Raw genomic sequence first — 16,155 nt, forward strand, 5'->3', positions numbered from 1 at the left:
CTGCCGCCCTGGTACCCGGCCCTGGACGGTGAACAATGACAATCGCCTGACGTCCGGCGGGCTCACCGCGCGAAGCGCAGGACGTGGTCGGCGCCGGCCGGGCCGGTGAGCGCTACCCGGCGCCCTCCCTGTACACCTCCACCGCGTACCGGAGGCGGGCCCCGACGAGCAGCGCCTCGTCCTCCGGGCATCCCAGCAGCCGCGTGACCAGCTCGACGACCTGGTCGTCGGTCAGATCCGGCTCGAGCTCGGCGACGTGCCCCACGATCTCGATCAGCTCGGGCCGCTTGTAGGACGCGATCGACCGCCCGCGCCGAACCCGCGTCTGCCCAGCCGAGCCCCCACCCGCCGGCCGCCGCCCCGCCCCTTCCGCCTGCACCGGGCCCTGCGCCCCGGACTGTTCCTGCTGGCGCGGCGGCTCCGCCGGCCCCGCCCCCTCAGCCCGCGGCCCAGCCTGCGCCTGCTGCTGGGAGGCCTCCGGCTGCGGGCGAGGCTGGTCTCGTTGCGCGCGCTGCTGCGTAGGTTCGGGTTGCGGTGGCACCTCCGGCTGCGAGCGGGGCTGCTGCTGCGCGGGCTCCGGCTGCGGGCGGGGCTGCGGCTGTTGCGGGGGCCGGGCTTGCCGGGGCGGGGGCTGTGGGGGGTTCGGGAGCGGGCCGGGCTTGCCCCAGATCGCGGGGATGTCCGATCGTCCGTGAGGCGGGGCGTGCCCGGCCTCCGGGGTGCGGGGGTTGGGGCCCGTGGCCTGGGCGCCCGGCTCCCGGGCGGGCTCGTCGCGCCTCACGGCGTCCAACCGCCGGGGCGGAAGGCTGCCGCCGCGCCCGCCCGGCCGGCTCTGCACCTGCTGCTCCTCCCCCTGCGACTCCCGGCGCGCCGCGTCCAGCCGCCGGGGCGGGACGCCCTGGCCGGAGGCGCCCGTGCCCGGGCGCGCAGGCGGCCGAGCGCGCACGTCCTGCTGAGTCACGTCCGGCCGGTCCCCCGGCGCCGGTGCGGGCCCTTGCGGGCGCGCAGGCGGCCGGGCGCGCGGGTCGCGGCGTGGTTCCTCTGGGCGCTCTTCCGCACGCGGGGCGTGGGTGCGCGCGTCTTCGTCCTGACGCGGGGGCCGCCCTCGCACGTCTTCTTTCGGTCGTTCCAACGGGCGCGGGTCGCGCGGCCTCGTGCCTTCTTCCTTTCGCGGCGCCGCCGGCGGGACGGCGCGGGCGGGCGGCTGGGGGCGGAGGTCCTGCCGCGTCATTTCCGGCCGTTCGGCCGCGCGTGGATCGGGGATGCGCGGGTCTGCCTCCTTGCGCGGCGGCCGGGGGGTCGGGGGCTGGATCGGGATGTCTCGCTGGGTCACGTCCGGGCGCTCGGACATGGGGCGCGCGGCGGGAGGAGGCGCGGTGCGGGGCGTGGTGAGGGCGGCGAAGAGCGGGGTGGTCGGGGTGATCACTTCGTGCAGGTGGGAGGGGAGGCGCAGGCCCGGCGGCGGGCCTTCGGGAGGTGGCAGGCCGGGGCCGGACGGGCCGACGAGGATGGTGCGGGGCGCGTGCCAGAGGACGAAGAGGGCCTCGGCGCCCGCCTCGTGCTCGCCGTCCACGATGACGACGTCGAAGTCGTCGGGGGCGGGCGGGAGGACGTCCGGGACGCGCCACAGGGGCAGGATCCACGCGGGCACGATGTCGGGTCCGGAGCGGGCGAGGGCGGACGCGGCGGCGCGGGCGGCGGTGAGGCCGGCGCGGGCCTCGCGGAGGGCGCTCTCGGCCTCGGCGAGGGCGTCGCGGAGGCGGTCCGCGGCGGCGGGGCCGGTGGAGGCGGCGCGGCGCCGGGCCCACGTCCAGGCGTCGTCCCAGCGGCGGGCGCGGTCGTGCCAGACCTCGTCGCCGTCGGTGGCGATCAGGAGGTTGGCGAGGTCGGGGTGGACGGCGCGGACGCGGGCGACCAGCTCCTCGCAGCGGATCTGCCGGGAGCGCTCGTGCCGGGCCTCGGCGAGGGCGCCGAGGGCGCGGCCGTAGGCGGCGGCGTCGCGGGCGTCGACCGCGGCGAGCGCGGCGCCCAGTTCGGGGGGATCGTCGACGCCGACGGGGCCGATCGAGTCGCGCAGGGCGTCCAGGTCGGCGGTGGCGCGGCTGACGCCGAGGCCTTCGAGGGCGTTGCGCAGGGCCGCGGCGTAGTCGTGCCACTGGATCGGGTGGACGAGCGGGACGCGGAAGCCGGAGCGTTCGAGGAGCCGCCGCGTCGAGTCCAGCGCGGTCATCGCGTCGCGGACGCGGGCGAGCCGGGCGTGCGCGCGGACGAAGCGGGCGACGCGCTCGCCGGGCGGCAGGTCGGCCGGGAAGGAGATGCCGGCGGCCTCCCACACGTACTGCAGCTCCCGGCAGGTGATCCGCACCATGAGGTCGGTGTGGGCGATGTCGAGCAGCTCCGGCGTGGTCGGCGCCGCGCCGTCCACCTTCACCGTGGCGAGGAGGGGCTCGGCCTGGCGCTGGGCGCCGGACCGCAGCGGGCCGCGCTTGAGGACGCCGCCGTCGGCCAGGTAGGCGCGCAGGTCCTGGGCGGCGGCGGCGAGGCCGCGCAGGTCGGCGTCGGAGGGCAGCTCGACGCGGTGGCCGCTCAGCCCGCCGAGGGCGCGCTCGGCCCACTGGGCGCGGGACGTCATCTCCACGACGCGGGCCCAGATCAGGGGGCGCCGCTCGGCGAGTGCGTCGCCGAGGGCGCGGACGGCGAGGTCGGAGGGGTTCCAGCCGCCCGGGTGGCCCTCCAGGCCGAGGTCGCGGAGCGCGGCGCCGACGACGGAGGCGTCCCCGTCGAGGCGGGCGAGGAGGGTGACGTCGCTGTCGCGCAGGAGCTGCGACAGCTCGGTCCTGGACCGTTCGGCGCGCTCGGCGGCGGCGGCCTCCGCCTCGATCAGGGTGCGGACGTAGGCGGCGCTCGGCAGCGCGCCCGGGTCGACGTCCCGCTGCTCGGTGCGGGCCTTGCGCTCGGCGGTCTCCTCCGCGAGGAGGACGACCAGCTCGGCCGCCTCGGACCGGGAGATCGGCGGGCCGGGCGGCAGGTCGGGCCGGACCGGCATCCACGACAGCTCGGGCTCCTCGCCGCGCAGGTCGGGCGGCGGCTCGGCCGGCCCGCCGCCGCGCAGCCGCTCGGTGATCTCGGCGACCCGCAGGGCGGCGGCCTCCTCGCGCTCGGCGAGGGCGTCGAGTTCGGGGGCCCCGGCGGCGCGGACCGCGTCGGCCACGCGGGCCGCCATGGCCGCGTCGGTGGCGGTGAGGGCGGCGAGGCCGGGCGGCAGCGCGCCGCGCAGGGCGGCGGACGCGGCCGGGCCGGACGTGGCGACGAGCACCCTGCGCCCCCGCGCCAGCAGCCCGGCCAGCAGGTCGGGGACGGTCTCCGGCGCCCGCTCCGGTATGTGCATGACCTGGGGTTTCAGGTCCGGGGAGACGAACCGCGCGACGCCCTCGGGGACGCCGCGCGGCAGCAGGCTCAGCAGCCTGGCGTGGTGGTCGGCGACGGCCTCGCAGCCCGCCGGGCGGACGACGAGGGCGGGCGCGAGGCGCAGCCGCGGGACGGGCGAGGCGGTGTCGGCGTCGGGCGTCCAGTCCTCGCGGTAGTCGGCGGGGCTCGTCAGCGCGACCTGGCACCACTTGCGCAGAACGTCGCCGACGGAGGCGCTGAGCCCGAAGCCCTGCCCGGCCTGCACGGCGTCGGCGATCCAGTCGGCGGGCCGGAAGCCGGGGTGCCCGGACAGCAGTTCCCGGTCGCGCAGGGTCGTGTGCCCGGCGAGGACGACGTCGACGCGCTCGGTCCGCTCGTCCAGGACGATCCGGACGGGCGTGCTCAGCAGGTGGTCGTGGACGGCGGGCCGCCACGACAGCAGGCCCGTCGCGAGGACGGCCTCCTCGCCGGCCAGCTCGCGCAGGACGCGGTACCAGTTGCGGAGGGCGAGCCAGCCGTCGAACTCCTCCAGCACGACCGGTGGAGTCAGCGGGATGACCGGGACGCTGAACAGCACCTCGCCGGGACCGGCGTCGGCCTCGACGTAGACGTCGCCGGGCAGCCCGGCCAGCCAGTGGACGTGGTCGTGGTCGGCGAGGTCGCGCGAGGGGCGCCGCCGGGCCCGCGCGAGGTCGCGCAGGTACCCGAGCAGTCGCGCCGCGTGGTCTGCCTCCCGCGCGGCGGCTTCGTCCAGGGCCCGGCCCGGACGGCCCGGACCCGGAGCCTCGTCAGGCACCGCGGCTCCTCCCCACGGGAATGGTGGTGCCCTGATCTAACACCCCCGGGCGGCCCCGGTCGAGCGCAATCGTTGATCTTGAGTCAGCGGGCGGCGGCCATGTGGCGGTCCTCGTTCGGCATCATGACCCAGAGGACCAGGTAGACGACGAACTGCGGCCCGGGCAGCAGGCACGAGAGCAGGAACAGGATCCGGACGGTCCAGGGGGTCATGCCGAACCGGCGTGCGAGACCGGCGCAGACACCGGCGATGACGCGGTCGCGGCGCGGACGGTAGAGGCCGTTCATGGGTTCTTCTCTCCCCGATTCGTCGAGCGGTGAACACGGCCGCGTTCTCGCGGCCACGTCTTTCACGCTACGAACCGGACGGGCGGCCCCACATCGCTCTCGCGGCCTGTTCCCCGCTGCTACCTCAGGAGTACGGGACGTCCCCTAGGGGGCGGCGGGCCGGCCGGCGTTGTGCTCGGCGACCAGGCTCGGCAGGCCGGCCAGGTCGTCGAGCACGAACAGGCACTCGCCGAGCGCCTCGTCGTCCTTCTGGATGTTCCCCCACGGGCCGCGGCGCAGGAACGCCGCCCGCATCCCGAACTCCATGGCGGGCCGGACGTCGTTGTCGATGCGGTCCCCCACGTACAGGACGTGGTCGGGCAGCACGTCGGCCAGCTGGGCGCAGCGCTCGAAGAACTCCTGGGACGGCTTGCTGACGCCCCACACGTCCGAGATGCCGACGACGTCCGCGTCCAGGGCCAGCTCCGCCATCTGCTCGGCCGCCTGGACCGGCTGGTTGCCCGCGATGCCGACGTACAGGCCCTGGTCGCGCAGGCCCGACAGGCACGCCCGCGCGTCCGGGTAGAGGTCGTCGGGACCGAAACCGTTCGGGACGCCCGCCTCCTCGCGGCGCCGCTCCTCCTCCTCCAGGTCGAACCCGGGCCGGAAGTACTCGAACAGGTCCGTGTGGTCGCCGCCGGTGGCGAGCAGCGCGCCGAGCTTGGTGAGGAAGGTGTGCCTGGGCACGCCGAGCCAGTCGGCCCAGCGGCCGTAGATCTCGCCCTCGTTGACGAGGGTCTCGCCGATGTCGAAGAACACGGCCTGGATGGAGCGCGGCTCGGGGAGGCCCGCCGCGTACTCGGAGGAGCCGGCGGGCTCGTCCGGCGTCGGCTCGGCCATCGGGGGGACGCGGGGGGAGGCGTTCACTTGGCGGCCAGGTCCACGGAGGTGCCGGGGGTGAGGCGCGCGAACTCCTTGCCGAGTTCGTCGCCGGCGCTGGTGAGGACGCGTTCCATCACCTGGAGGCCGATGTCGTTGAGCAGCCCGTCGTGGATGGCGAAGGCGCGCCCCGGGCGGACCTCCCGCGTGTACTCGTACAGGTCGAGCGCGCGCATCCACGGCGCGTTGCCCGGCAGGCACAGCGTCGGGACGGGCTCGGACGGGACGGTCAGCGCGTCCCCCGGGTGGAAGACCTCGCCGTCGACCAGGAACCCGACGTTCGGGATGGGCGGCAGGTCGGGATGCATGAGCTCGTGGTCCTCGCCGTAGACGTGGACGTCGAATCCGGCGATCGTGACGGCGTCGCCGTGGCCGACCTGGTGGACGCGTCCGCCGAGGTCGGCGAGGTTCTCCGCCACGGCGCGGGACGTCCACGCCTCCAGCTCGGGGCGCTCGGCCATCGCGGCGCGCAGCGCGTCGGGGTCGAAGTGGTCGAAGTGCTCATGGGTGATCAGTACGGCGTCGGCGGCGGCCAGCGCGTCCCCGGCCTCGCTGAACGAGCCGGGGTCGATGAGGATCGTGCGGTCGTCCTCGGTGAGCTGCACGCACGCGTGTCCGAGCTTGGTGAGACGCATCCGGCGATTTTTTCACGGGGGCCGCCCGGCCCATTGACCACCCCCCGCACCGTTGATAGAACACGTTCTAATTTGGGCGCGACCACGGCCAGCAGGCACGGCGAGGAGGCGGTGCGATGCCCGTTCCCGACCAGCGCGACCCCGAGACCACCCGGCGGACCCTCACGCGGTGGCTGGACGGCCATCTGCCCGGCGTCCGCATCCCGCACGTGGAGACCCCCCAGACCAGCGGCTTCTCCAACGAGACCCTGCTCTTCGAGGCCGAGTGGACCGGCGGCGACGGCGCGCCGAGACGCGAGCCGCTCGTCGCGCGGGTCGCCCCCGAGAAGTACCAGGTCTTCCCCGAGCCGCGGTTCGAGGAGCAGTACCGGCTGATGCGGATCCTGGACGAGCGCACCTCCATCCCGGTGCCGCCGATCCGCTGGTACGAGCCGTCCCGCGACGTCCTCGGCGCCGCGTTCTTCGTGATGGGCCGCGTCGACGGCCGCGTCCCGACCGACATGCCGCCGTACCACATGGACGGCTGGGTGACCGAGGTGCCGCCCGGCGAGCGTGCCGCGATGTGGTGGTCCACCCTGGAGATCATGGCGCGGCTGCACCGGCTGGACGTCGGCGGGCTGGGCCTCGGCTTCCTCGACCAGCCGGCCTGGGGGGCGCCGGGCCTCGACCAGCGGCTCAACTACTACGAGCACTACCTGGGCTGGGCCTACCGGGGGCCGCAGGAGACGGCGCTCAGGGCCCTGGAGTGGCTGAAGGCGAACCGCCCCGACGAACCGGACGACCCCGTCGCGCTGTGGGGCGACGCCCGCATCGGCAACGTGATCTTCCAGGACGGCGCGCCCGCGGCGGTGCTGGACTGGGAGGGCGCCGTGCTCGGCGCGCCGGAGGAGGACCTCGCCTGGTTCATGTTCCTGGACCGGCACCACTCCGAGGGCGTCGGCGCGGCCCGGCTCGCGGGCTTCCCCTCCTACGCCGAGACCGTCGCCCGCTACGAGGAGCTGCTCGGACGCCCGATGCGGCACATGGAGTACTACGAGATCCTTTCCGGCTTCAAGTTCTCGGTGATCATGGCGCGGATCGGCCAGGCCATGATCGACTTCGGCTGGATCGAGGAGTCGGCCGACTTCCCCTACAACAACAACTGCACGCAGCTGCTGGCCCGCATCCTGGGAGGGGACCGGTGACGCTCTCGCCGCTCGACGACTACCCGATCCACCAGGCGCCGGAGGTGATGCGGCACGTCGCCACCTCCGACCGCAACTTCTACGACCGCTACTACTTCAACGTCCACGCGTGCTCCGACGAGCTGATGATGATCATCGGGATCGGGCAGTACCCGAACCTCGGCGTCATGGACGCGTTCGCGGTCGTGCGGCGCGGGCCGGTGCACAAGGTCGTCCGGGCGTCCCGCGAGCTGGGGGACGACCGGATGGACACCACGGTCGGGCCGTTCCGCGTCGAGGTCGTCGAAGGGTTGAAGCGGCTCCGGGTCGTCCTGGACGAGACCGAGCACGGCCTCTCGTTCGACCTCGCCTGGGAGGGCTCGGTCCCGGCCACGCTGGAGCCGCCGCACTACCTGCGCTGGCAGGAGCGCGTCGTCTTCGACTCCCGCCGTCTCGCGCAGACCGGCCGCTGGACGGGCACCATCACGGTCGACGGCGAGACCATCGAGGTCACGCCCGACCACTGGTGGGGTTCGCGCGACCGCTCCTGGGGCATCCGGCCCGTGGGCGAACCGGAGCCGCCCGGCATCCAGGTGAAGAACGCGGGCACGTTCTACTGGCTGTACGCGCCGATGCAGTTCGAGGACCACGCCATCTTCTGCATCGTGCAGGAGGACGAGAAGGGCCGCCGCCTCCTGGAAGAGGCCACCCGCGTGTGGCCCGACCGCGAACCCGAGTATCTGGGACGTCCCGAATACCGCCCGGAGTACAAGGAAGGCACCCGCGAGGTGGTCACGGCGACGCTCCGGTTCGCGCCGCCCGGAGGGGAGCCGTTCGAGGTGAGGGCGACGCCGATCCTGCCCGTCCACCTCATGGTCGGTACCGGCTACGGGCTGGAGCCCGACTGGAAGCACGGCATGTACCAGGGACCCGAGCTGAAGGTGGAGGGCGTCGCCTACGACACCCGCAAGCCCGACGACGCGGCCCGTATGTGGGGCATGGTCGACGCGGTCGGACGGTACGAGTACCTGGACGGGGCGCAGCCCACCGCCGCCGCCACCGGCTACGGCCTCTTCGAGTACTGGGCCCTCGGGCCGCACCCCTCCTTTCCGGAATGACCGGCGCCCGGCAGGCCCGGATCCGCCCCGCGAAGACACGGCCCGGGCGGGCGGCGGGTCGAGCGAGCCATCTGCGACACTGGCGCTCGTGACGACCCCGCCTTCGCCCGACCCCATGGACGCGGGACGGTCGTTCCGGCGAAAACCGGACCGACGGGCGCGCGACGGCTCCCCCGCCTGGCGCGACCAGCCACGCGGCCTGGCCTGCGCCGTGATCGCGGCGTTCGCGGTCCTCACCGCGGCGGCGTTCGTGTTCGCCGTGGTCGCCGTCGTCGCCGCGATGCGCTGACGCTCCCAACGGCGGAGACAACACGAGACCGGGGCGGCCCGGCGGGCGCGCCCCGGTCTCGTCCTCCAACGTCAGGTGGGGGTTCCCTCGGTCCCCTCCGCGATGGTGAAGGCCACGTCGCCCTGAGGGTCGACCTGGGCGTCGAGGGTCTTGTCGTCGAGCATCTCGGCGACCGTGGGTTCCAGGTACACCTTGGCGCCCTCCTCCTCCACGACCTGGTCGCCGGCCTCGGGGGCCGGGGCCACCGAGAGCCGCAGCGCGTCCGAGCCGTCGAGCCCGGACTCGATGCGGATGCCGGTCTCGGGCGGAAGCTCCGGGTTGGCGGTCACCGTACGGATGACCTGGACGGCACCGCTGGTCAGCGTGAGCACGATCAGCTCCTCACGTCTCTTCGTTCGCCTGTCAGGATTTGCCCCACCCTCCCCGCTGCTCCCGGCCGTAAACATCGGGACGTGATCGAACGATCTCAGTCCGCACTCGGGGCGAGCGCCCGCACCGCCTCGGCCTGGGTCAGGCCCCCACCTGGGACGATCGCCAGCACCGGTGTGGTGAGGCCGTTGTCGGCGTACTCGCGGACGCGGGCCCGGCACCGCTCCGGGGTGCCGTGCACGATCAGGTCGTCCACCACCTCGTCCGGGATGACCTCTAGCGCCTTCTTGCGGTCGCCGGCGGCCCACGCCTCGTTCATCGGCCGCAGCGCTTCGCCGCGCCCGAGCCACTCGTGGAACGCCCTGTAGACGGGCACCGTCATGTACGCGGCGATCATCCAGCGGCCGATCGCGCGGGCCTCCTCGGCGTCGCCGGTGGGGCAGACGAACAGCCGCGCGATCAGCTCCGGCCCGTCGCCGAGGGCGCCGCGGACCGTCCGGACGTCCTTCGGCGCGAGCCAGTTGGTGATCGCGCCGTCGGCCTCGCGGGCGGCGAGCCGCAGCATGCCGGGGCGCAGCGCCGCGAGGACGATCGGCGGCGGCGTCGCCGGTGCGCTCTCCAGCTTGAAGCCCTTGACGGCGAAGGTCTCGTACTCCTCCTTCACCTTCTCCCCCGCGAGCGCCCTGCGGAGGAAGCGCAGCGTGTCGCGGGTGCGCTTGTAGGGCTCGTCGAACGGGATGCCGTTCCAGCGCTGCACGATCGTGTCGGACGAGGTGCCGATGCCCAGCACGAAACGTCCCGGCGCGAGGTCGGCGAGGGTGGCGGCCTGCTGGGCCAGCAGGGCGGGGCCGCGCGTGTAGACCGGGACGATCGCCGGTCCGAGGCGCAGCCCGGGGTCCCACTGCGAGGCGAGCGCCAGCGGGGTGAAGGCGTCGGCGCCGTTGGTCTCGGCCGACCAGGCGTCGGTGTAGCCGAGCTCGGACAGCCCCGAAACGATCTCACGGTGCTCGGCCAGCGGGAGGCCGGTCAGCGGAATGGTCAGTCCCCAGCGTGACATGCGCTTCTCCCTGTTCCTGTGTTCCGGGCGGTCAGGCGATCGAGGGCCGGATGGTGGCGCCGCCGTCCACGACGAGCGTCTGCCCCGTCATCCAGGACGAGGCGTCGCCCGCGAGGAACACCGCGGCGTTGGCGATGTCCTCGGGCTCGCCGATGCGGCCGAGCGGCATGTACTTGCCGATCTCGGCCTCGTTGTTCTCCCACAGGGCGCGGGCGAGGTGCGTCTTGACCAGGCCCGGCGCGATGCAGTTCACCCGGACCTTCGGGGCCAGCTCCATCGCGAACTGCCGGCTGAGGTGGATCACGGCGGCCTTGGTGGCGTTGTAGTAGCCGATGCCGTGCTCGGTGACCATGCCGCCGACCGAGGCGATGTTGATGATCGCGCCGCCGCGCTCGGCGAGGGAGGCGCGCAGCGCGAGCTGCGTCCACTGCACGATCGCGAACTGGTTGACCTGGACGGTCTTGGCCGCGGCGGCGGGCTCGATGTCGGCCATCGGACCGAAGTAGGGGTTCGTGCCGGCGTTGTTGACGAGGATGTCGAGGCCGCCGAACTCGGCGACGGCCGCGTCCACGCAGGCGGCGGCCTGCTCGGCGTCGCCGACGTGCGCCGCCTTGGCCAGCACGCCCGCGCCCGGGTGGGCCGCGCGGATCTCCGCGGCGACCTCGTCCAGCGCCTCCTGCTTGCGGGAGGAGAGCACGACGTTCGCGCCCTCGGCGGCGAACGCGGTGGCGATCGCCTTCCCGATTCCCCGGGACGCCCCGGTGACCAGCGCCGTCCTGCCCTCTAGACCAGTCCGCATCCGCACGCTCCCTGCCTGTCCGCACCCTGAGGGCCTGCCTGTTCGCACCCTGCGGGCGGCATCACCAGAATCCGACTCGGTTCACTGTACCGAAGTGACTGACGAGTCAGTTAGGTGGGTTCGCGTGGTCCGTCCCGCTCACCGGACACGTCCCGTTCCACGCGCCTGCCCGGTTGTTACGCTGCGCCCGGTCGGAGACGAGGAGGACCGCGTGACCACGACCAAGGAACGCCGTCCGGCGATCGAGGGCTGGTTCACCGCCGGGGACGGCGGCGTCCGCCTGCTGGGTACCCGCTGCGGCGCCTGCGGAACGCCGTACTTCCCGCGCAACGAGCTGGCCTGCCGCAACCCGGCCTGCACCGGCCCGAAGGACGGCTCCGAACTGGAGCCGTACACCCTGTCGGGACGCGGGCGCATCTGGTCCTACGCCGACTCCCGGTACAAGCCGCCGCCTCCGTACGTCTCCCCCGACCCGTTCGTCCCGTACACCGTCGCGGCCGTCGAACTCGAAGCCGAGCGCATCGTCGTCCTGGGCCAGGTCGTCCCCGGCCACACCGTCGACGACCTCGCGGTCGGCATGGAGGTCGAGCTGGCCGAAGGCGTCCTCTACGAGGACGACGAGGCCGACTACACCGTCTGGATGTGGAGGCCGGTCGAATGACGCGCGACATCGCCGTGCTGGGCGCGGGCATGCATCCGTGGGGCAAGTGGGGACGCAACTTCGTCGAGTACGGGCTCGCGGCGGCGCGGGCCGCGCTCGCCGACGCCGGCCTCGCGTGGACGGACGTCCAGTACGTGGCGGGCGCGGACACCATCCGCAACGGCTATCCGGGATTCATCGCGGGCGCGACGTTCGCGCAGGCGCTCGGCTGGTCGGGTGCCCGCGTGTCCAGTTGCTACGCCGCGTGCGCGTCCGGGGCCCAGGCCATCGGCAACGCTCGCGCGCAGATCCTCGCGGGCCTCTGCGACGTCGCGCTTGTCGTGGGCGCCGACGCCGCGCCGAAGGGCTTCTTCAAGCCCGTCGGCGGAGACCGCCCTGACGACCCCGACTGGCTCCGCTTCCGCCTCCTGGGTGCGACCAACCCCATCTACTTCGCCCTCTACGCGCGTCGGCGGATGGCCATGTACGGCGCGACGCTCGACGATTTCGCCGCCGTCAAGGTGAAGAACGCCCGGCACGGGCTGGCGAACCCCAACGCCCGGTACCGCAAGGAGGTGACCGTGGAGGACGTACGCGAATCCGCCGTGGTCGCCGATCCACTACGGCTGCTGGACATCTGCGCCACCAGCGACGGCGGCGCGGCGCTCGTCCTGACGTCCATGGAGTTCGCGCGCCGGCACGGCATCGCCGACCCGGTGCGCATCCCGGCGCTGTCGACGGTGACGCCCACGTTTCCGAAGACCGTCCTGGACCTGCCCGACTTCGCGACGGACTCGGCGATGACCGTCCCGGAGCCCGAGCGGCCGTTCCGCGCCGCGATCGCGCACGCCGCCTACGAGGAGGCGGGCCTCGGCCCCGAGGACCTGTCGCTCGCCGAGGTCTACGACCTGTCCACGGCCCTCGAACTCGACTGGTACGAGGACATCGGACTGTGCGAGAGGGGCGGCGCCGAGGAACTGCTCCGCTCCGGCGCCACGACACTCGGCGGCCGCGTCCCGGTCAACCCGAGCGGCGGGCTCGCCTCCTTCGGCGAGGCGATCCCGGCACAGGCGATCGCCCAGGTCTGCGAACTGACCTGGCAGCTGCGCGGCCGGGCCGAGGGCCGCCAGGTGGAGAACGCGAGGGCGGGCATGGCGGTCAACCAGGGCCTCTTCGGCCACGGCTCCGCCGTCATCACCGTCCGCTGACCACGTCGACCTGCGGCGTGTTGCCCCTATCAGCGCCCGCAGAAGGGCAACACGCCGCAAGTCGGCGGGCGGTCAGGCTACGGTGAAGCCGTCGCAGGTCAGGTAGTAGGCGTCGCCGTTCGGGTGGACGTGGAACCAGATGACCGTCCAGTCGCCCTTCATCAACGGGTAGGTGCCGTTCCCGGCGCCCTCCCATTTGAACTCCGACGGGTAGTGGATGTCCAGCCATGCCGCCTGGCCGGGGTACAGGTGCGGCTTGCTCTGCACCACCCCGGTGACGCCGTTCCCCTGCTGCTCCACCGGCGGACGGACCTGGATGGCCACGTAGTACTTCGGCGGCTCCGCGTACTTGAAGCGCAGGCCGAAGTCGACGCTCTTCCCGGTGTACGGCTCACGCGGTACTGAGGTCTGGGTGTCGCGGGTGAGGTCGAAGTCCTCCGGACGGGCGGCGGGCTGGCACGTCTTGCTCGCCTGGGTCCACCGGAGACCCGCGATGTCGCCGGGCTGCTTGACCAGGATCCGGTCCGGCGGGACGCCGTTGGCCGCGCCCGTGTTCTTGGCGCCGGGGGTCGAGCCCGCGGGGTCTCCGGTCGCGGTGCCGCCCTGCGTTCCCTGCCCTGCCTGCGGCTTGTTCCCGTTCTCGGCGCCGCCGTTCCCATCGATGACGTACCGCGCGAGAAGGGCGCCCACCAGGACGACGGCGGCCACCCCTGCGCCCGCCGCGATGACGGCCGCGCGCGACCGTCCGCGCGAGACGCCCGGGACCGTCCGCGTGCGGTCGGCCGGGACGAGACCCGACGCGACCGCGTCGGTGACGCTGGCGGGCATCGGCGCCGGAACGCCCACGATCCGCCGGTAGGCGGGGTCGGCGGCGAGGGGACCGAGCGCGGGCAACTGCTGGAGCAGCCGCTCCAGCGTGATCCTGGCGCCGGGCTCCTTCTCCGCGCACTGCCGGACCAGCCCGGCGACGCGCGGGTCGACGCCCTCCAGGTCGATCTCACCGCTGAGCGTGCGGTGGATGATCGCTTCGATGCGTCCGCCGCCGAACGGGGGCCGTCCCGTCGCGGCGTAGGCGACCGTCCCGGCGAGCGAGAACACGTCCGACGCGGGAAGGGGCTGCTGCTCGCGGACGACCTCGGGCGCGACGAAGCCGGGGGTGCCGTTCCACGCGCCCGTCTGGGTGATCTGCGTCTGGCCCTCGCCGCGCGCGATGCCGAAGTCGATCAGCCGCGGCCCGTCCGGGGCGAGGATCACGTTGCCCGGCTTGAGGTCGCGGTGCTGGACGCCGTGCCGGTGGATCTCCAGCAGCCCCTGCGCCAGCTCGGCGAGCAGCCGCACGCAGGTCTCGGGGGGCAGCGGCCCGTGCGCGGCCACCGCCTGCCGGAGCGTCGGCCCCGGGACGTACTCCGTGGCGAGCCAGTACGGCGGCGCGTCCAGGCCCGCGCCGACCATCGCGGCGGCGAACCTGCTGCGCACCCGCTCCACGGTCGCGACCTCGCGCCGGAAACGCGCCAGCGCCGTCGGACCCTCGAAGTCCTCCCGGATCACCTTGAGCGCGACATGCCGCCCATTGGCGGTCAACCCCAGGTAGACCTGCCCCATGCCACCGGCGCCCAGCCGCCCCAGCAGCGGATACCCGCCGATCTCAGCAGGATCTTCCAGACGCAGTGCTTCCACAGTCTTCCTTATTCACTGCGTTTCTCTCCTCCTTCGGGCGCTGAGCGCCCTCCATCGTCGAGAAACGCCGGCGATCGCCGGCATCGCTCCGGCTCGCCTTGCGGCGCCGCGCGATCAGACTCTCGCTCCGCTCGAAGCTGCCTTCGGACGCGATCGCGGCCATTGAGGTCGTTGCGGGGTCATTACGGTGGTTGATCTTATAAGGCACCGATGCCGGCGCTGGTGCGTTCGGCGGTGCCCGCTGCCTGGGATGTTCAGAAATCTTCAGAGGCGGGCCGGGGCGGGGCGGCCGAGGCCGACGCGCAGGTGTTCGCCGGGTCCGTTCCGCCGTCGGCGCACCGGCCCGCTGACTCCCTCCGTTGACTTGCGGCGTGTTGCCCTTTTGCGAGCGCGGATAAGGGCAACACGCCGCAAGTCGACTGGCCTAGGCGGCCTGGCGGGCCACACGGAGCGCCCAGGCCATGAGGGGGGCCTGGAGCGGGAGGCGGCCGTAGGCGGCCGCGCGGAGGGGCAGGGGGCGGTGGCGCCAGTCACGGGCCATCTTGACGTTGGCGGGGAAGACCGCCGCCAACAGGCCCGCCGTGGCGAGCGCGCCCGCCCTGCGGGTGCGGGGGTGCGCGACGGCCGCGGCGCAGGCCAGCTCGGCGACGCCGCTGAGGTAGGTCCAGGTCCGCGCGCCGCCGGGGAGCCGCTCGGGGACGAGCGCGTCGAACGGCTTCGGAGCGACCAGGTGGAGGGTGCCCATCCCGGCCATGAGCGCGGCCAGCATGCGGTGTGCGCGTGACGACTCGGTCATCCCCGAAGTCTGGCAGATGAGACAGGTCGTCCAATAGTGACCGCGCCGACTCCCTAGACGGATGTGGCGTTTGTGACTTAAATCACTGCGCTGTTCTGTGTGACCTGAGTCGTGGGGGTCACGTGTCTGATGTCACCGTTCGAGTGGATTCGCGATGTTCGTAGCGGAGCTACGTTTGTACTGACCAGTCAGTTCAAATTCAGGCTCTTCGGAAGGTCGCGATGACGTCCGAACACCAGACTCCAGGGGCGGCCGCCGTGGCCGGGGGGACCGCGGCGCCCGTCCCTGGACCCCGCCCGATCGGCTCAGGGGCTGGCGGGGGCCGCCCCGGAGCCGGTCCCGCGCCCGCACGCGGTACGTCCGTGCGGGCGCGGGACCTCGGGGTGAAGGGCGCGCGGGGCTGGGTCTTCCGCGGCGTCGAACTGGACGTCCCGGCAGGCGCGCTGGTCGCCGTCAGCGGCATCGCGGGCACCGGCCGCACCGCGCTGCTGCTCACGCTCGCCGGGCGCATGCGGCCCGCCGAGGGCACGGTCGCGGTGGGCGGGGCCACCGGGCTCAGGCGGATCCAGCGGGTCGCGGCCCTCGGGATCGTGCCGGGGGTGACCGAACTCGACCCGGCGCTGACCGTCCGGGAGCACCTCGACGAGGCGCTCGCGCTTCGCGAGGGCGTCCTCGGCAGGTTCCGCGGTCGTGAGGCCCGCAGGCGCCGGACCCTCGAACGGGTCGGCCTCGACGTCGCCCCGGGGACGCTCGCCGAGGAACTCGCGCCCGACGAGGCCCAGCTCCTCGGCGCCGCCCTGGCGCTCGCCGGAGATCCCGCGCTGCTCCTGCTCGACGACGTCGACGAGGGCCTGCCCGCCGGCCGGCAGCACGACCTGTGGCGGCGCCTGGCCGGCATCGCCGCCGGCGGCGTCACCGTCATCGCGTCCTGCCACGACGCCGCGCCCGCCGAGGGCCTCGCCACGCACGCACTTCCGCTCTAGCCGAGGAGATCC

At 73.8% G+C, this 16,155-nt stretch carries 15 protein-coding genes; 6 read left to right on the forward strand and 9 right to left on the reverse strand.

Annotation, left to right across the window (positions count from 1 at the left end):
• Positions 1-112: 112 nt before the first annotated feature.
• The 4 genes from BKA00_RS22075 to BKA00_RS22090 all read right to left on the reverse strand — a co-directional run bounded on the left by BKA00_RS22075 (position 113) and on the right by BKA00_RS22090 (position 6,044).
• Entirely contained in the window at positions 113-4,204 is a 4,092-nt protein-coding gene (locus BKA00_RS22075) for a hypothetical protein (protein WP_185027859.1), read from the reverse strand.
• A gap of 83 nt (positions 4,205-4,287) precedes the next feature.
• Positions 4,288-4,491 (reverse strand): PspC domain-containing protein, encoded by a 204-nt coding sequence (locus tag BKA00_RS22080; RefSeq protein ID WP_185027861.1) that lies wholly within the window; start codon positions 4,489-4,491, stop codon positions 4,288-4,290.
• Positions 4,492-4,635: 144 nt separating this feature from the next.
• Complete coding sequence (locus BKA00_RS22085; protein WP_185027863.1) at positions 4,636-5,370, reverse strand: HAD family hydrolase; 735 nt, start codon at positions 5,368-5,370, stop codon at positions 4,636-4,638.
• A gap of 23 nt (positions 5,371-5,393) precedes the next feature.
• Positions 5,394-6,044, reverse strand: a complete 651-nt coding sequence (locus BKA00_RS22090) for an MBL fold metallo-hydrolase (protein WP_185027865.1) — start codon at positions 6,042-6,044, stop codon at positions 5,394-5,396.
• Between the two features lie 116 nt (positions 6,045-6,160).
• On the opposite strand from BKA00_RS22090, the gene BKA00_RS22095 reads away from it, so the two are divergent.
• From BKA00_RS22095 to BKA00_RS22105, 3 genes are all read left to right on the forward strand, one after another.
• Entirely contained in the window at positions 6,161-7,228 is a 1,068-nt protein-coding gene (locus BKA00_RS22095) for a phosphotransferase family protein (RefSeq protein WP_185027867.1), read from the forward strand.
• On the forward strand, positions 7,225-8,325 hold the full coding sequence (locus BKA00_RS22100) for an Rv3169 family protein (RefSeq protein ID WP_185027869.1): 1,101 nt from the start codon (positions 7,225-7,227) through the stop codon (positions 8,323-8,325). The genes BKA00_RS22095 and BKA00_RS22100 overlap by 4 nt, the downstream gene beginning before the upstream one ends.
• An 88-nt stretch (positions 8,326-8,413) precedes the next feature.
• Positions 8,414-8,614, forward strand: a complete 201-nt coding sequence (locus BKA00_RS22105; RefSeq protein WP_185027871.1) for a hypothetical protein — start codon at positions 8,414-8,416, stop codon at positions 8,612-8,614.
• A 71-nt stretch (positions 8,615-8,685) separates the two neighbouring features.
• Here BKA00_RS22105 and BKA00_RS22110 read toward each other — a convergent pair whose 3' ends face one another.
• The 3 genes from BKA00_RS22110 to BKA00_RS22120 all read right to left on the reverse strand — a co-directional run bounded on the left by BKA00_RS22110 (position 8,686) and on the right by BKA00_RS22120 (position 10,839).
• A complete protein-coding gene (locus tag BKA00_RS22110) occupies positions 8,686-8,985 on the reverse strand; it encodes a Fe-S cluster assembly protein HesB (protein WP_138641067.1) in 300 nt (99 codons plus the stop codon).
• 95 nt (positions 8,986-9,080) lie between these two features.
• Positions 9,081-10,040 carry an LLM class F420-dependent oxidoreductase gene (locus tag BKA00_RS22115; RefSeq protein WP_185027873.1) on the reverse strand — a complete coding sequence of 320 codons (960 nt, stop codon included), beginning with the start codon at positions 10,038-10,040 and terminating at the stop codon, positions 9,081-9,083.
• Positions 10,041-10,071: 31 nt separating this feature from the next.
• On the reverse strand, positions 10,072-10,839 hold the full coding sequence (locus BKA00_RS22120; RefSeq protein WP_185027875.1) for an SDR family oxidoreductase: 768 nt from the start codon (positions 10,837-10,839) through the stop codon (positions 10,072-10,074).
• Positions 10,840-11,050: 211 nt separating this feature from the next.
• Here BKA00_RS22120 and BKA00_RS22125 point away from each other — a divergent pair, with 211 nt between their 5' ends.
• Together BKA00_RS22125 and BKA00_RS22130 are read left to right on the forward strand one after the other, a co-directional pair.
• Positions 11,051-11,500 (forward strand): Zn-ribbon domain-containing OB-fold protein, encoded by a 450-nt coding sequence (locus BKA00_RS22125; RefSeq protein ID WP_230298658.1) that lies wholly within the window; start codon positions 11,051-11,053, stop codon positions 11,498-11,500.
• Entirely contained in the window at positions 11,497-12,687 is a 1,191-nt protein-coding gene (locus tag BKA00_RS22130; RefSeq protein ID WP_185027877.1) for a lipid-transfer protein, read from the forward strand. The genes BKA00_RS22125 and BKA00_RS22130 overlap by 4 nt, the downstream gene beginning before the upstream one ends.
• A gap of 72 nt (positions 12,688-12,759) precedes the next feature.
• Here the strand turns inward: BKA00_RS22130 and BKA00_RS22135 are convergent, their stop codons facing one another.
• Both BKA00_RS22135 and BKA00_RS22140 read right to left on the reverse strand, forming a co-directional pair.
• The gene (locus tag BKA00_RS22135) at positions 12,760-14,364 is read right to left on the reverse strand and encodes a serine/threonine protein kinase (protein ID WP_185027879.1); all 1,605 of its coding nucleotides are present in this window, start codon (positions 14,362-14,364) and stop codon (positions 12,760-12,762) included.
• A gap of 424 nt (positions 14,365-14,788) precedes the next feature.
• A complete protein-coding gene (locus BKA00_RS22140) occupies positions 14,789-15,160 on the reverse strand; it encodes a DoxX family protein (protein WP_185027881.1) in 372 nt (123 codons plus the stop codon).
• A gap of 362 nt (positions 15,161-15,522) precedes the next feature.
• On the opposite strand from BKA00_RS22140, the gene BKA00_RS22145 reads away from it, so the two are divergent.
• Complete coding sequence (locus tag BKA00_RS22145; protein WP_230298659.1) at positions 15,523-16,143, forward strand: ATP-binding cassette domain-containing protein; 621 nt, start codon at positions 15,523-15,525, stop codon at positions 16,141-16,143.
• Positions 16,144-16,155: the final 12 nt, after the last annotated feature.

This window comes from Actinomadura coerulea, assembly GCF_014208105.1.
GTDB lineage: Bacteria > Actinomycetota > Actinomycetes > Streptosporangiales > Streptosporangiaceae > Spirillospora > Spirillospora coerulea.

Excerpts from the sequence above, each read along its gene's own strand:
- BKA00_RS22130 (WP_185027877.1), top strand. The coding sequence starts at position 11,497 with ATGACGCGCGACATCGCCGTGCTGGGCGCGGGCATGCATCCGTGGGGC.
- BKA00_RS22140 (WP_185027881.1), bottom strand. The coding sequence starts at position 15,160 with ATGACCGAGTCGTCACGCGCACACCGCATGCTGGCCGCGCTCATGGCC.
- BKA00_RS22120 (WP_185027875.1), bottom strand. The coding sequence starts at position 10,839 with ATGCGGACTGGTCTAGAGGGCAGGACGGCGCTGGTCACCGGGGCGTCC.
- BKA00_RS22080 (WP_185027861.1), bottom strand. The coding sequence starts at position 4,491 with ATGAACGGCCTCTACCGTCCGCGCCGCGACCGCGTCATCGCCGGTGTC.
- BKA00_RS22085 (WP_185027863.1), bottom strand. The coding sequence starts at position 5,370 with ATGGCCGAGCCGACGCCGGACGAGCCCGCCGGCTCCTCCGAGTACGCG.
- BKA00_RS22095 (WP_185027867.1), top strand. The coding sequence starts at position 6,161 with ATGCCCGTTCCCGACCAGCGCGACCCCGAGACCACCCGGCGGACCCTC.
- BKA00_RS22115 (WP_185027873.1), bottom strand. The coding sequence starts at position 10,040 with ATGTCACGCTGGGGACTGACCATTCCGCTGACCGGCCTCCCGCTGGCC.
- BKA00_RS22090 (WP_185027865.1), bottom strand. The coding sequence starts at position 6,044 with ATGCGTCTCACCAAGCTCGGACACGCGTGCGTGCAGCTCACCGAGGAC.